Source organism: Levilactobacillus huananensis, assembly GCF_003946145.1.
GTDB classification, from domain to species: Bacteria; Bacillota; Bacilli; order Lactobacillales; family Lactobacillaceae; genus Levilactobacillus; species Levilactobacillus huananensis.
Genome location: NZ_RHOC01000010.1, coordinates 51,385 through 66,657, shown reverse-complemented (window position 1 = coordinate 66,657; position 15,273 = coordinate 51,385). Strand labels below are relative to the sequence as shown.

General features: G+C 48.2%; 11 protein-coding genes and 1 other annotated feature. All 11 genes read right to left on the bottom strand.

Features of this window, described 5'->3' with window-relative positions; genetic code table 11:
* Positions 1-113: 113 nt before the first annotated feature.
* Complete coding sequence (mprF, locus tag EKM71_RS08610; RefSeq protein WP_125574192.1) at positions 114-2,723, bottom strand: bifunctional lysylphosphatidylglycerol flippase/synthetase MprF; 2,610 nt, start codon at positions 2,721-2,723, stop codon at positions 114-116.
* 345 nt (positions 2,724-3,068) lie between these two features.
* Complete coding sequence (locus EKM71_RS08605; protein WP_125574191.1) at positions 3,069-5,687, bottom strand: YfhO family protein; 2,619 nt, start codon at positions 5,685-5,687, stop codon at positions 3,069-3,071.
* Positions 5,688-5,690: 3 nt separating this feature from the next.
* Positions 5,691-6,332, bottom strand: coding sequence for a phosphatase PAP2 family protein (locus tag EKM71_RS08600; RefSeq protein ID WP_164504767.1), 642 nt, complete (start codon positions 6,330-6,332; stop codon positions 5,691-5,693).
* Positions 6,333-6,340: 8 nt separating this feature from the next.
* Positions 6,341-7,282 carry a glycosyltransferase family 2 protein gene (locus EKM71_RS08595; RefSeq protein WP_125574189.1) on the bottom strand — a complete coding sequence of 314 codons (942 nt, stop codon included), beginning with the start codon at positions 7,280-7,282 and terminating at the stop codon, positions 6,341-6,343.
* Positions 7,283-7,398: 116 nt separating this feature from the next.
* On the bottom strand, positions 7,399-8,757 hold the full coding sequence (locus tag EKM71_RS08590; protein ID WP_125574188.1) for a sensor histidine kinase: 1,359 nt from the start codon (positions 8,755-8,757) through the stop codon (positions 7,399-7,401).
* 4 nt (positions 8,758-8,761) lie between these two features.
* Positions 8,762-9,457 carry a response regulator transcription factor gene (locus tag EKM71_RS08585; RefSeq protein ID WP_125574187.1) on the bottom strand — a complete coding sequence of 232 codons (696 nt, stop codon included), beginning with the start codon at positions 9,455-9,457 and terminating at the stop codon, positions 8,762-8,764.
* Between the two features lie 182 nt (positions 9,458-9,639).
* Complete coding sequence (locus EKM71_RS08580; RefSeq protein WP_164504766.1) at positions 9,640-12,264, bottom strand: YfhO family protein; 2,625 nt, start codon at positions 12,262-12,264, stop codon at positions 9,640-9,642.
* Positions 12,265-12,727: 463 nt separating this feature from the next.
* Positions 12,728-13,096, bottom strand: a complete 369-nt coding sequence (rplL, locus tag EKM71_RS08575) for a 50S ribosomal protein L7/L12 (protein ID WP_057877845.1) — start codon at positions 13,094-13,096, stop codon at positions 12,728-12,730.
* Between the two features lie 48 nt (positions 13,097-13,144).
* Positions 13,145-13,651 carry a 50S ribosomal protein L10 gene (gene rplJ / locus EKM71_RS08570; RefSeq protein WP_125574185.1) on the bottom strand — a complete coding sequence of 169 codons (507 nt, stop codon included), beginning with the start codon at positions 13,649-13,651 and terminating at the stop codon, positions 13,145-13,147.
* A 24-nt stretch (positions 13,652-13,675) separates the two neighbouring features.
* Positions 13,676-13,800, bottom strand: a sequence feature (ribosomal protein L10 leader region).
* Positions 13,801-13,871: 71 nt separating this feature from the next.
* Complete coding sequence (rplA, locus tag EKM71_RS08565; RefSeq protein WP_125574184.1) at positions 13,872-14,570, bottom strand: 50S ribosomal protein L1; 699 nt, start codon at positions 14,568-14,570, stop codon at positions 13,872-13,874.
* A 98-nt stretch (positions 14,571-14,668) separates the two neighbouring features.
* Positions 14,669-15,094, bottom strand: a complete 426-nt coding sequence (rplK, locus tag EKM71_RS08560; RefSeq protein ID WP_020088139.1) for a 50S ribosomal protein L11 — start codon at positions 15,092-15,094, stop codon at positions 14,669-14,671.
* Positions 15,095-15,273: the final 179 nt, after the last annotated feature.

The window sequence follows — 15,273 nt, the reverse complement described above, 5'->3', positions numbered from 1 at the left end:
GTCCTATAAATTATAGGATTCAAGCCTCAGTAGCATAAATTAAATTACTATTTGTCTAACTTTTCTATTGCACTTCACAACTGGCACACCTCTTTTTCATATCCATTTAAGGTTTACTTCTGATTCCAATCAATCTCATCCGTTAACCAGCCACTCATCCAACGCGGCACCAACTTGGTGGTCGCAGTGGTTGCGCGACGGTTGATGGCCAAGACCAACTGCAACATGGTGAAGACCAACGAGGCCCGACGCCGATAGGCCAGATACTTTGGTTGCCAAGTCGTCACATACTTCTCTTTGTAGGCACGCAAGCCCTGGAAACTGTAAATACTGGACCCGTATTCGTAAATAAGATGAGCCAGTCGTTCCTCAATGAAACTGAACTCGGATAGCCCGACATTAGACAACGGCGCCATCCCCAGATTAAAGGTTTGATAACCCTCATCGCGACACAGATCGAAGAGAAAGACGAACAGCCCATCCATGATTCCCGAAGGTGCATGCGGACTCTCACGCATCAAGTCGATAGACGTCATCACATGTTCACCGGTCGGCATGAGGTTTGCGAAGGCTTGAATTTCACCCGACGCGTCACGCATAACTGCTACCGGAGATTCATCCAAGTAGCGCCGATCGAAGAATCCCATGGAGAAGCCTTTTTCCGCAGCATCTCCCAACCAAGCATCAGAAATGGTTTTTAGTTTTTGATAGTTTTCATCGCTCAATGGCGGCTGTAGCAACTCACAAGTATAACCTTCACGGTGGAACTTATTCACCACTGATCGTTCACCACGATGGGCCTTGCCAGCCAGATTGAAAGTTGCCAGATCAACATGACCTTCTTCACCAACCTTGATGAAGTCAAACCCCATCTCATGGAGCCGTAACGTCAGTTTTTCTGTGATTTCATAGAAGACCGGCCGTAACCCAGCCTGATCCGCATCGTGCATGAAGGCTTGTAGTGCCGGCCCAATAAGCTCTTGGTTTCCGATAGGCTCTCCCATCACCAGAAGCTTATCGGCACTCTGCCGAAACAGGAAAAACAGCTGATCCTCCCCCTCTTCTTGATAGTAATAGACTTGTTTGTCCTGCAAGAAGGCCAGATGGCTGATTTCATTACCCCCGAATCGTTTGATGATCCCACGGATTCTATCAGCATCAAACGGTGTATGAAGCCATTTTGGCTCTGGCTTGGCTAAATACCGGTATATCCCTCCGAGAATTAACAGGGCCACCAGCAGGCCACCCAGACCATTTAACCAGACCTGTGTCGATGGAAAGAGCCAGGTCTTAGGGAGCCAGGAATGATGGTGTTGCACCCGAAACGTCGAAATGCCGAGAATCGTGTAAACCACGAAGGTTCCCACAAAGATGATCCCATCGACTAATAACCCACCCCATGAATAATGAAATCCTTGGCGGTAAAGTTCTGGTCGGGCCAGAATCAGACAAAGTAGGACGATCCCTAGTAAAACGGCCAACCCACCTGGAAAGTTTTCCCGCCAAAGTGTATTGCCGATCGCGATGACCAACACGACCATCGTCGGCCAGTAGGCCAATTTGACACGAGCCCCGACACCCCGGGCTAGCCCAATGAGCAGGAAGGCCATGATGATATTGGAAACCTGGTCCAAAAAGTAAAACATGTAAGGGACCAAGCGAATATAGAACGTATTCATTAAGACAACATCTGGAATGGTTGCGTACAGTAACATCATAATTCCGGAGAAGTACATAAAGATGGTCACGAAGAGATGGGCACTGCGACGAATGACCGCGACTGGTAACCCATTGAGAAAGGTGTTGATCTTGCGCCCAGCATCGTGAACAAAGAGGCCCACACCCACCCCAAATGGCAGGAAGTAATAGAACAGTCGATACAGAATTAACCACCCAGCAGCATCCGCGCGGCCGACACCCAACAGTCCCAGTCCTAAGATCATGAAGACATCAAATGACCCCAGTCCCCCAGGAATCATCGACACAACCCCAGCAACCGAGGCCACCACAAACATTGGGAAAACCGCAATCAAAGGAATTGGCATATGTAGCGCCCAGCCGATCGCTAGGAAGAAAAGCGCGCAGCTTCCCCACTCTAACGTTGAGCCCCCAATGAGTTTGAGCTCGCGTGACCACGTCAGATCCTTGAAGAAATCATTATCGCTAAAGCGCGTAAAAAGGAAGAGTCCAGGGAAGTATAGGCCACCACCCAATAGCCAGATCCAGTAGCCCTGGAAGGGCCGACCGACGTCAAAGCCAAAAAGACAAATCAATGCGACCCAACAAGCTAACGAAAGTCCAGACAGAAGGAATAACGCAATTTTAGAGATGGCGTAGAGCACCTGTTTCTTCGACGCCGAGCGCGAATAAAAGTTTGCCCGGAGACTGGCGCCAAGGATGCCCCCCATCCCCATGAGGTTCGTAAAGGTATTGGTTACCCAACCACTACGAATAATATACCCCGTAGAGAAATCGCCGGGTAAGAATTCAACAATCGTAAAGTCATAGACCAACATGGGTAGAACGGCAATGAAGCCCCCGACCATTAGGAGTCCTAACGTCCCCCAACTCAGAGACGCCAGTTCGCTTTGAACCTGTTCACCGCTAATCTCGCGACCGACTCGACCGACTTCACGAATGATAAATAACAGGATCGATAAGAAGAAGATTCCTTTGATCCACGTTAAGCGCTTCTGTATAAAATCCCAGACTCTTTTCCCCATTATAATTTCCCCCCTGTAGTTCTTTATTATCGCAATCGTTTCCCCAAAAACCAATCAAGTGACTGTCCGAATATCCCCGTTAAGTCACCTGACTAACCTTGCGTCCCCACGCTAAGATTTAAAAAGCCTTGAGACGTTGCCCGATTTATTTTGAAATCGCCCATGAAAGATATATGGCACGATCCATATGAGTTGTAATCAAGGTTACCATAGCTTTACCAGTTTAGAGAACCCTGCAGAAATTCTTACGAATCTGTTAAGAAACGACAGCGACACATCAAAAAAGGACGGTCACCAGTGTGATCGTCCGTCGTCGAATTGGTTTTCGTAATCCGACTTTCCCCATTAATTTGACCCCTTATTTTCCCGACTCTGATGACCATCTTTATGCCGCCAGAATTCAGCGACAACTGCGAAGCCTACGAATCCAGCCAGCGACAGCAACCTGCCTAAACGACCACCAGGCACATGATAGACGAGCTTAATTCGATTGTTCCCAACCGTAATTGGAATTGCCGTCAACCCATAAAGGACACGCTTGGTTGCCACCTGTTTGCCATTGACCCAAGCTTGCCAACCAGAATCATTGGCCAGGCTCAGATACAGCCAATTCTTCTGAGCGGTCCCCTGAACCTGCCCACTCAGTTGTGTCTGAAAGTGGCTTGCCACCGTATGAATCGCTAAAGTCTGACGCTTAACACTGGTCACAGCCTGATCGAATTTTGTCTGCCGTAACGACATCACACGTGTCCCATACATCGCAATCGGATACCGTGCCCCAAACTGAACCTTGACTGTGTCACCGGTTTTAAAGGTTCCCAATTTAATCAACGCCGACTCCCCATTGGCATTCGTCTCTGGCGTGACAAACTTCCTATTGACCCGCATCGTCGAATACTTGGTTTTGCCATTCTGGGCCCAGAGATACATGGGGCCATTGGCCTTGGCCGTCAGGGACAAGACGTGGTGATAGATGTATTTGGTTGGCACCCCTTTAACCGTATGGACAATCTTCATGTGATCTTTCTGTTGTGTTGCCAGCGCCCAGTACAGCGTGGCACTGGGCCGAATTGCCTGAAGCACGGCCTCCTGATTAACCAATGCATCTGCCGAGAGTTGCACGGTCGTCAAGGCTGAAGACGTGGCAAATCCCATCCCCACAAATCCTGGTGCAGGATGAACAGTGTTACCAGTCGTCGTCAACTGGCCAGTCTGCTTAACCCCGAACAGCATATTCGTTACCGGTGTTAGCCCCACTGAACTAATCCGGCGGACATTGTCGCTAAACAGCCCCAGGCGTTGCAACGTCTGCCGAGTTCGTTCATTCAGGGTCGAATTATAGCCAGATACCCCGTGAAAGTTGAAGAGGAGGCTATCATTATAATTCTTATAAGCCGATTGATAGGCCTGATTGATCAAGGTGTTTTCATGTTGAACGCGATATAGCTGACCATCCGGATCGTTAATCTGACTCATCTGTTGGTTTTCTACCTGGTAAGCACTGGCATAAGCCGCCTGACTCCCAAACTTACTGGTGCTCATCGCCAGAATAAAATCCCCCCCAACTTCATTGATGACAACCGCACCGACCAAGGCTTGCCGTAATCGGCGGCGAGTTCCAAAGATGACGAGCGCTGTCACGAAGACATAAACCGTGGCTAATCCCAGACTTCCCCAATGAACCCGTTGGATCAAGCCGTAGTAGCTCGTCAGCTTCGGCGAACGACCTGAAACGAGTCGTAACATAACCGGAATCGCCATCGCCCCACCGACAGCCAAGATCGCTTGGACAAAAGGCAGTCCCCGCTGCCATTTTGGGGCGATCTTTCCCGGTTCGGCCTGCCAAGCTGCAAAGGCTAGCATCACCATGACAAAGCTAAAGAAAAACACGTTACGGAAGGGAAAACCAGCAGGCGCCTGCATCAGGTGCCATGCCGTATTCAATATCCGCAACCACATTCCGATAAATAAGGCGCCAAGTAAGCCCAGTGCCGACAGTTTTTGTCGTCGCGAAAACTTGGGATGCACAAAGTAAACGAGAACTAGCAAGGCAACGGCACTCGAAACAAACACGGTGGGCGCATGCATCAGTCGTTGGGTGTCATTAGTCGCGCCAAGGCCGAACTGCGTGAAGAACTCGGGACCGAATTCTGGAACGACCCGAAAGTTAAGTACCTTTGCAGTTCCTTTAGCCGTTTGAAGCATGCCAATCCCCGTGGGAACCAGAAGCAATGCAGCACTCGCCCCACTCAGGGCTGCCGTCACAACGAATCGTGTCACTGGTCGCCACCAATCTTTGATAGCAATTGACCGTTCTGCCAGACAATAAATAACATAACAAACGCTAAACAAGCAGGTCATGTAGCCGAGATAGTAGTTAACCATAATGCTCACCCACAGCCACCAGAAAAATGCTGCGGGCCGATGAGCAATCACAATTCGATCAATTCCATGAGCCACTAATGGCAACACGATCAAGGCATCCAACCACATCAGATCGAAGAAGTTCACCGCCACAAAACCACAAAAGGCAAAGGTAAGCCCAAAGACCAGACTCATGCGCCGTCCCGTCTTAAAGTGGACTTGTAGGAACCAAGTCATGGTGGCCGCAATCGTCGCGATCTTGGCCATGATAATGACACTTGCTGCCACTGGCACGTTGGCCGCATTAAATAACAAGACAATCAAGTTAAAGGGACTCATTAAGTAATAGGCTAGTGTTGGAACCACCCCGCCCCCGATCGATTGCGAGAAGGTGTAAAGATGAAACACGTGATACCGTAAAGCATGTTGGAGAGCCGTCAGCAGTGGGATATATTGCGTCCCCATATCGCTCATTAACAAACTATGATCGCCAAATGGGGCCACATGCCAAAAGGCAAAGACCAACGCAATCAATCCCAACGCTATGCCGAAGGCCAACCCAACGTTTTGCCAACGACGTTCTCTCAAAATCTTCCGCATCCCTTACGCCCCCCACTTTTCGCCAAGGGACTTTCCCCATTGCCGTTCACCCAAACTCATCACCTGAAACCACCAACCCACAGCCAATAGGAGGCTCCCTAAGGCATCCGTGGGATAATGATTGCGCAATCCCAGTCGGCCTAAGATAACCCCCAGTACGATCAAGCTCACCATAGTCACGGCTACCCAAAAGATCCAATTGTGTCGCAGGACACCACAGAGCAGCGTGATGACCATGGCAGCTAACAGCGTCGTGCTAAAAACGTGACCACTAGGAAAGCTGAAGCCGTTGTCGACCAATACTTGAAGACTGGGTCGGGGCCGCTTCAGGAGATGCTTTAGTATCAAGAGAAGTCCATCGCCGCCGACTAGCCCAATCACGACCATTTCGCCCCACAAGGGTTGGCGCCAATAAAAGAGTCCCCCTGCTAAGCAAATAGCTAATATGCCCGTCAGAATGGGGCTTCCAAGAGTCGTTAAGGCCTCCCAGAGGCCCACGTGGGGCCCCAATTTGGCCACGGCTGCCAACACTGACTGATCTAGCCACAGGACAAGGCCAGCTTGGATCTTGACTAAAATGGCTAGAATTCCCAATAGACCTAGAAAACCCAAAGCCAATTGTTGATTTCGTTGTGAAGTTGTCATCGTCATCCCTACCGTTTCTCTTTAATCAGATATTGTGGTCGCCGTTTCGTTTCTAGATAAATCTTGCTGACATACTTCCCCAGAATTCCCAAACATAGCAATTGCAGACCACCCAACATCAGAATAATCGTCACTAGTGATGGCCAGCCAGCAGTCGGATTGCCAAACAGGAGCGCCCGACCCACAATCCAAATCATGCCGAAGATAGCCGCCACGAAGGACAGTCCCCCGAGCCATGAGGCTATCGACAGCGGAACCTCCGAATAATCCATAATGCCCTCTAAGGAATAGGCCAACAGTTGTCGCAATGACCAATGAGTGTTTCCAGCCACCCGGTCACGATGGTCAAAGGTTAAAACCTGGGTCTTGAAACCGACCCAACCGAAGATCCCCTTTGAAAAACGATTCACTTCAGGTAAATCGATCACGGCTTGAACCACTTGACGAGTCATTAACCGATAGTCACGAGCCCCCGGTCGAATCTTAACCTGAGAGATCCCGTTGATCACGTGATAAAAGGCTTGTGACAACTTCGAACGCAGCCAAGGTTCGCCGCTTCGATCCGTCCGTTGGGTTTCCACGACATCATAATCTGAGGTAGCCAATGTCTCAATCATCGTCGGCAGGAGCTCTGGTGGATCCTGCAAGTCAGCGTCCATGACGGCCACATAATCCCCTTGGGCCTGCTTCAAGCCTGCTAGTAAAGCAGCTTCCTTCCCGAAATTTCGTGAGAAATTCACGTAATGGACACGATCCGGATGGCCGACCTGTAGATAAGTCATTTGCTTTAATGTGCCATCCGATGACCCGTCGTTAACGAACCAATATTCCCAACTCAAGTCTTCTCGTTGGGACTTGAATTTCTTTAAAATCTCGTCCACCCGTTGATAAAAGATAGGAATGCTCTCTTGCTCGTTATAACAAGGCACAATGATAGAAACTAAGGTCATACTGTGTCCTCCTTCAGCCATAAAAGGCGTTTAACTATTATCTACATAATAGTTAAACGCCTCATTTGCTGATACATGACTAAAAAGAAATTAATCTGAAAATTTCTCAGAATCCCCTATTTTTCTGAGAATGAAAGGATGAATTGGCTTCCCCGTGGAACATTGTCAATCACCCGAATTTCTCCGTGGTTCAACCGGACCAATTGGGCCACAATGGCGAGCCCTAATCCAGTGCCCCCGATTTTACGGTTTCGCGAGGAGTCCACTCGATAAAAACGATCGAATATCCGCGTTTTTTGCTTATCCGGAATTCCATTGCCGAAATCTTGAATGGTGACGCTGCTCGTCGTTGCGGTTTGGCTCAATCGAATTGTGATCGGTTGATCACTAGGCGAATACTTTCCTGCGTTATCAATCAGAGCCGTTAGAACCTGTTGAAGACTCTCTGCATTCCCATTGACGACCAATGATGAGACACCTTCCAAGTGAATCGGTTGCTTGAGCACCGCTCGTTCCTCTTCGATTGTTTCGTTAATTAGCGGGAAAAGGTCAATAATTTCTAATTTCAAAACACCCCGGTCCGCTCGTGACAAAGTTAAGAGTCCGTTCACCAATCGCTGCATTCGTTGCGATTCCTCATCAATAAAGTGAATCGACTTCGGGATTATCTCGGGATGCTCTGTCCCACGCCGTTCAACTAACTGAACATGGCTGCGAATCGCCGCAATCGGCGTCCGCAGTTCGTGAGCCGCATTCGACGTGAACTCCCGCTCTTGCTCGGCGTGCTGATTTAATGCTTGTAGCAACTGATTAAAGTTACTAGCCAGTTCATGAACCTCCACTGGTTGATCTGGCACAGGTAAATTGGCCCGGACACTTTGCGACTGAGCCTGTTCCTGAGCCGCTCCGTTTAATTCCGCTAGCGGCCGCGTGATTTGCCGAGCCATCAGCCGAACGTAAGCCCCACCGACGACAATTACCAAGACCATCACTAGTAAAACCACCAGAATCACGGAGATCAAGAGCACCGTAATTGGCGTTAAATTCAGCCAGATTTGCAGGCGATTACCATGTTGGGCCCCCTCACGATAGTACGTAAGCCCGTAATTTGGGGTATAAGCCACCGCCGAAAAGATGGGCGCCTGATAATGCCGCGTATTCAAAAAGTTCGCAGTATTGGGAGAGTAATATTTCTTAGGGTGCCGCTCATGCACATTGTAAACGCGGACATACGTATTCTCAGTATTGATTGAACTGTACCGCCGCCAATAAGTCCAATCTGGTCGATCATCAATGATAGAACGTTTCAGACTCTTGATGAGTGTAACCGAGGATTGTTCACTCTGTTTGACCAGCTGATATCCCACGGTTCCCACCACGGCGAGTCCCATGATTAGGGTCGTCAGGACTAACAACCAGTTGACTCGTCGGCGAATCTGTCGGGCAGTGGTCATTGCCTTTTGCTTTATTGCCATGACCTCACCCCTCGTAGTCGGCTGACAAAACATAACCGACTCCTCGTACCGTATGGATCAGTTCTGGTGCCTGACCGGCGTTAAGCTTCCGCCGCAAATACCGCACGTAAACGTCCACAATGTTAGGTTGTCCTTCAAAGTCAACACCCCAAACCGCATCAAGTAAGTCGTCTCGGGTCAAGGTTTGTCCGGCATGTTTCATCAGGCAAAGTAAAAGTTCATATTCCCGTTGCGTCAGCTGAATCAATCGACCTTGCCGCAAGACCTGACGTGACCGTGTATCTAAGGAAACATCCCCCACGTGTAGCTTGCTCTCCACTACCGCTTGATGATGCTGATGGCGTAGAATCACTCGGATTCTGGCCAGTAGCTCTTCAATATCAAAGGGCTTGGTGATGTAATCATCCGCACCCGTATCCAAACCAGCCACCTTATCCCCCACGTAATCGCGGGCAGTCATCATGATTACCGGTAGATCATCGTGTCGCCGGATTCGGCGCAGAACGCCTAGCCCATCCAGCTCTGGGAGCATCCAATCCAAGAGGATCAGATCGAGTTGTCCCCGGTTATTTTCATAAATTGTCAGTGCCGATTTACCATCCGTGGCATTCAACACAGTATAATCTTCGAATTGAAGTTCCGTCGTTAACGAACTCAATAAGGCCTCATCATCCTCCACAACCAAAACCATTCCGGCCATTTGCTCACTCCCGTTCACCCTTTTTTATTAGCATAAGCGGTTCCCGTTCACAAAGCTAGCCCCAAGCTGAAATGCCACCGATTCTTAAAGATTGCTATTTTCTCCAAACGAGCCAAAAAAAAGTGTGCCTGTCAATATTTTGACAGGCACACTCACTAGTCGAAAAGACCAACTAGTCCTTATTATTTTTTAAAATGGCCATTCTTCAATGATGCCCAGTAGTCATGTCGACGCCATAAAATCGCCATGCCAGCGAAGGCCACGATGCCAACGATACTAAGCAAGATACCAGCTCGACCACCAGGAACGCGGTAAGTCAGTCGAATATCGTTATTCCCTGCCTTAATTGGCAAGACCATCATTCCATGTAGCATCCGCTTAGGCGTCACTTGGCGGCCATTAACTTGGGCATGCCAGCCGCCATCATTTGGCAGACTCACATAGAGTCTACGTTTCTTAGCGGTTCCAGTGACATTCCCCGTCAACTCAGTTCGCCAATGACTATCAGTGATGTGCAAGTTCAACGCATGCTTCTTAACCGTCTTGACCACCTGTTTAAACTTCGGTTGCCGTAACGTCTTAAGTTCCAAGCCAAGATCGGCTCCTCGGTCATAAGCGCTAAATCGAACACGAACCCGCTGCCCAGCCTTAAAGGTTCCTAGGTTAATCAATGTCGTATGCTGATTCATGTTAATCTCCGGTCCTACTGGGATGTGGTCCACTAACATTGTGGAATACTTAATGCTCCCATTGGGTGCCCACATATACATGGGGCCAGCCGTTTTAGCAATAAAGTACATCGTGTGTTGGTAGGTATACCCGGTCGGTTGTCCATCCCAGTATGGCGAATGCTCGACCTGGTCAACCTTGTTAGTTGCCGATGACCAGTAAGATGTCTTGCTTGGCTTTAAGGCCTGTAAGATCTTCTCCTGATTACCGAAAGCATCGAACTTTAATTTTAAATGCGTTAAGGTCTTCGGTACCGCGAAGCCCATGCCGACATAACTAGAGTTCGCCGTAGCGTTTGCCCCTATCGTTGCCAATTCTACCGAAGTCTTCACCCCAAACAACATTTCTGTAACTGGTGTAAGACCCCCACTACTAATTCGCCGAGGGTTGTCGCTCCCCAAACCTAGCCGATGCATCGTTTTTCGCGTCCGGTTATTGATGGTCGAGTTATACCCTGACACCCCGTAGAAGTCAAACAACAGGCTGTCGTTATAGCTCTTATAGGAAGACTCGAAGGCGCGTTTAATGAGACTGTTCTCGTTATTCACACGATAGAGTTGCCCTTTTGGCGCCTGAACGTTCGCCATCTGTTGCTTTTCTAGCATGTAGTTACGCGTATAAACATCATGATGGCCAAATTCACTGGTACTCATCGCCAAGACAAAGTTACCCGCAACCTCAGTCGCCACAACAGCTCCCAACAGCCATTTACGCCACAAACGCCGCGTCCCAAAAATGATGGCTGCTGTTACAAAAAGATAAATAATTCCCAAAATCAGACTTGTCCAATGAACCTGTGAAATATTGGTATAATAATTCACCATCCGAGACGAATGCCCCGTCACAAGCCGCAACATCACTGGAATCAGCAACGACCCTACAACGGCTAACACCGCCAGGCCCACTGGCAACAGCCATTTAAACCTTGCCGCAATCTCCCGAGGTTCTGCCTGCCAAGCGGCAAAAGCCAAAATGACCATGACAAAACTAAAGAAGAAGACATTCCTGAATGGAAATCCTGCTGGCGCCTGCATGAGATGCCAGAAGGTATTGAACAACCGAATCCATAGTCCGAGGAATAATACTGTCAAAAACCCAGCACCCGCCCATTTGTGGCGACGAGAGATCGCTGGATGAACCCAGTAGACAAGAACTAAAAGGACAATCGCACTGGAGACAAAGAGTGTGGGGGCGTGATCCAGCCGTTGACTGTTATTGGTCCCCCCTACCATGAACTGGCCAAAGGCTTCAAGACCAAATGTAGGTTCAACCCGGTAATTGGCCGCATAAGGCGCACCCTTGGCCGTTTGCAGCATGCCAAGCCCGGTTGGAATCAGGACAACAGCCGCGCTAATTCCACTGAGAATTGCCGTTACCATAAACCGTTTGATCGGTTGCCACCAAGTTTTGACCCCTTCTGGTCGGTCGATAACCAATAAATAGATAAAATAGCAAACACTGAAGATGCAGGTCATATAACCCAAGTAATAATTGACGAGCATGCTAACCAGTAACCACCAGAAAAAGGCAGCTGGTCGTAACTCACGAACGAGTTGGTCTAACCCAAAAGCCACAAGTGGTAAGACGATTAGCGCATCCAACCACATCAAATCGAAATAGTTCACCGCAACGAATCCACAAAACGCAAAAGCCACGCCAAAAACAAGACTCATTCGGGTCGTGGTCGCAAAGTGCCGCTGTAAATACCAGGTCATCGTCGCTGCAATACTAGCGATTTTTGCCATAATGATGATTGTCACCGCCATTGGCACATTCTCCGGACTAAAGAGAAGGACGATGAGGTTGTAGGGACTCATGAGATAGTAGGTTAACGTTGGTGCTAAATTACTTCCCATCACATGGGTAAACGAAAACATTCGGAAATCCAATGTCCGCAAAGCGTGTTGAAAATCCGTCAGCATGGGGACATATTGCGTCCCCATGTCACTAAAAATCAAGCTCCGATTACCAAAGGGTGTGATTTGCCAATAACCAAAAACACCCACAACTAAAATAAAGGCCAGACAGAACGCTACTATCACGTTCTGCCACCTGCGATTCAAATGAAGCCTTGCCAATCTTATTTCCCCCACTCCTATATGCCATGCTTCCGCAATCTTGGTCTACTCCCACGAGGCTAGCGCTGACAGCAAGCCCGGTGATTAGGTTTAATTTATCCCCGATTAGATCTGTCAACTTACCAGAATTTCGGTTCATCCATAAATGCACCATAACTCGTCACCTCAGGCAACTCCCTGTCACCTGAAACTTGGACACCAAAAGCCCGTATTATATATATAATAAAGGACTGTATTGGTAAAAACTAGTCTTTGGCAGAAATGCCACTGTTTCTTAATAAACCCAACTACCAGACCGTCACTTCCTCTATGGTGTTCATCGCCGCTAATTACCCGCTATTAGGTAATTATATTAAGGGTTAATCCATTTCGACGATTAAAAATTAAACCATCCGATCGAAAAATAAGTACAAAAAAACGCCACCCTAGGATGGCGTTTTCGATTTTTCGTAAGTGAAAGTGACTACTTAAGCGTAACCACACCACCAACGGCTTCAAGCTTTTCCTTGATGTCGTTAGCTTCGTCTTCAGAAACGCCTTCCTTGATGACAGATGGTACATTGTCAACGAGGCCCTTAGCGTCCTTCAAGCCTAAACCAGTGATTTCACGGACAGCCTTGATGGCCTTAACCTTGGCGTCACCAGATTCAGTTAATTCAACGTCGAATGAGTCCTTGGCTGCGGCAGCATCGCCACCAGCAGCACCGGCTGCAGCAACTGGTGCAGCAGCAGAAACGCCGAATTCGTCTTCAATTGCCTTAACTAAGTCGCTAAGGTCAGTAATGGATGCTTCTTTAAGGGAAGCAATGATAGCATCTTTATCAAAAGCCATGTTATTTTCCTCCAATAGTTGGGTTTTATTTTTGTATTTCTCGGGTACTTAGGCTGCGTCGCCTTCGTCACCCTTGTCAACGATAGCCTTAATAGCGTAGGCCACGTTACGTACAGGTGCTTGAAGTTCACTAGCAAGCATGGAGAGCAGGTCTTCACGGCTAGGTAAGGTAGCAAAGACGTTGATTTCATCGACAGAGGCAATCTTGCCTTCGATGTAACCACCCTTAATAGAAAGGGCATCGACGCTATCTGCAAACTTCTTTAAAATCTTAGCAGGAGCAATTGGATCCTCGTTAGAGAAGGCAACAGCAGTTGGGCCGGCGAAGATGTCATTTAAGTCACCATAACCAGCTTTTTCAGCAGCTCGAACCAAAATCTTGTTTTTAATGACGTTCATTTGAACGCCAGCTTCACGTAATTCCTTACGTAATTCAGTAGCTTGTTCAACCGTTAAACCACGGTAATCAACAACTACAGCGCTGGTGGCAGCGTTGAATTTTTCAACAACCTCATCAACGATTTTTGCTTTAACAGCAATAGCTTGTTCACTCACATTGTTCACCTCCCAGAGTAGTTTGGTGGGATAAAAAAATCCCTATGCCACCAAGACATAAGGAGTCAAAAGTTTAAGTAAACTTCTGCCTCGGCAGGAAATTAAGGCCAGTAGGCCACCTGAGTCTTAGGTAGATCTATTAAATACAACTTCAATAGCATACAATACTTGGCAGAAACTGTCAATGCATGGCTAGGGATTTTTTCAGTCTCAATAAAACTTAGGCAATCATAGATGCCAAGTCAACGTCAACACTAGGGCCGAACGTTGAAGAGATTGAGACATGTTGAACGTAAGTGCCACGAACAGCGGCAGGACGTGCACGAACAATCAATTCAGCGATAGCCTTTAAGTTACCAGCTAACTTGTCTGCATCGAATGAAACCTTACCAAATGGAACGGCAACGTTACCGTCGCGGTCAGTCCGGTAAGTAACTTGCCCATTCTTAGCATCGGAAACAGCCTTTTCGACGTTCATCGTAACTGTCCCCGTCTTAGGGTTAGGCATTAAGCCCTTAGGTCCTAAGACCCGGCCTAAACGACCAACTTGGGCCATCATGTCTGGCGTTGCGATAGCAACGTCAAAGTCTAACCAGCCGTCTTGGATACGTTCAACTAAGTCTTGGTCACCAACGACGTCAGCACCGGCAGCTTCTGCAGCCTTAGCTTGGTCACCCTTGGCGAATACAACAACAGTCGTGTCCTTACCAGTACCGTTAGGTAATACTAAGGCACCACGAAGTTGTTGGTCCGCTTGCTTGGTGTCAACGTTAAGCTTGAAAGCAACCTCTACGGATGCATCAAACTTAGCGAAATCCATCTTCTTTACTAATGCCACGGCGTCGTCCATGCTGTAAACCTTGTCGGCTTCAACCAGCTTGGCAGCGTCTTGGTACTTTTTACCTCTTTTGTTAGCCATTTTTGTGTATTCCTCCTTGCAAATGTGGTTGTAACGGATAAACCTCCCACTTGACACATTTCATTTTCGTGAAGTGTCCGACTATCCGAAAACTGAGCTTAACCTTCGACCGTGAAGCCCATGCTCCGGGCAGTACCTTCAATCATGCGCATAGCTGCTTCAACATCAGCTGCGTTTAGATCTTGCATTTTAGTTTCAGCGATTTGCTTAACTTGATCCTTGGTTACCGTAGCAACCTTCTTCGTGTTAGGTTCGCCGGAACCACTTTCAACACCAGCGGCCTTCTTCAACAGCGTTGCTGCTGGAGGGGTCTTGGTAATGAAATCAAAGGAACGATCTTCATAGACACTGATCACAACAGGAATGATCATACCAGCTTGGTCAGCGGTACGAGCGTTGAATTCCTTAGTGAAGCCCATGATGTTGATACCTGCTTGACCTAAAGCTGGTCCAACTGGGGGAGCTGGGGTTGCTTTACCCGCAGGAATCTGTAATTTAACGACATTAGCTACTTTTTTAGCCACGAGACAATACCTCCTTGAGTCCGTGTGTGGTAAGTGGGGCTGTTAGTTTGCCCCTCCCACGTTAACTGTATGCTCTAACGCATACTAGAGAATCATACCACACTTCATTAACTACAACAAGTTCATTTTAAACTATTGCTGAGATGCTCCGCCGCCTAACTACGGTCGGGTATCAACAG

Excerpts from the sequence above, each read along its gene's own strand:
- mprF (WP_125574192.1), bottom strand. The coding sequence starts at position 2,723 with ATGGGGAAAAGAGTCTGGGATTTTATACAGAAGCGCTTAACGTGGATC.
- EKM71_RS08605 (WP_125574191.1), bottom strand. The coding sequence starts at position 5,687 with ATGCGGAAGATTTTGAGAGAACGTCGTTGGCAAAACGTTGGGTTGGCC.
- EKM71_RS08600 (WP_164504767.1), bottom strand. The coding sequence starts at position 6,332 with ATGACAACTTCACAACGAAATCAACAATTGGCTTTGGGTTTTCTAGGT.
- EKM71_RS08595 (WP_125574189.1), bottom strand. The coding sequence starts at position 7,282 with ATGACCTTAGTTTCTATCATTGTGCCTTGTTATAACGAGCAAGAGAGC.
- EKM71_RS08590 (WP_125574188.1), bottom strand. The coding sequence starts at position 8,757 with ATGGCAATAAAGCAAAAGGCAATGACCACTGCCCGACAGATTCGCCGA.
- EKM71_RS08585 (WP_125574187.1), bottom strand. The coding sequence starts at position 9,457 with ATGGCCGGAATGGTTTTGGTTGTGGAGGATGATGAGGCCTTATTGAGT.
- rplL (WP_057877845.1), bottom strand. The coding sequence starts at position 13,096 with ATGGCTTTTGATAAAGATGCTATCATTGCTTCCCTTAAAGAAGCATCC.
- rplA (WP_125574184.1), bottom strand. The coding sequence starts at position 14,570 with ATGGCTAACAAAAGAGGTAAAAAGTACCAAGACGCTGCCAAGCTGGTT.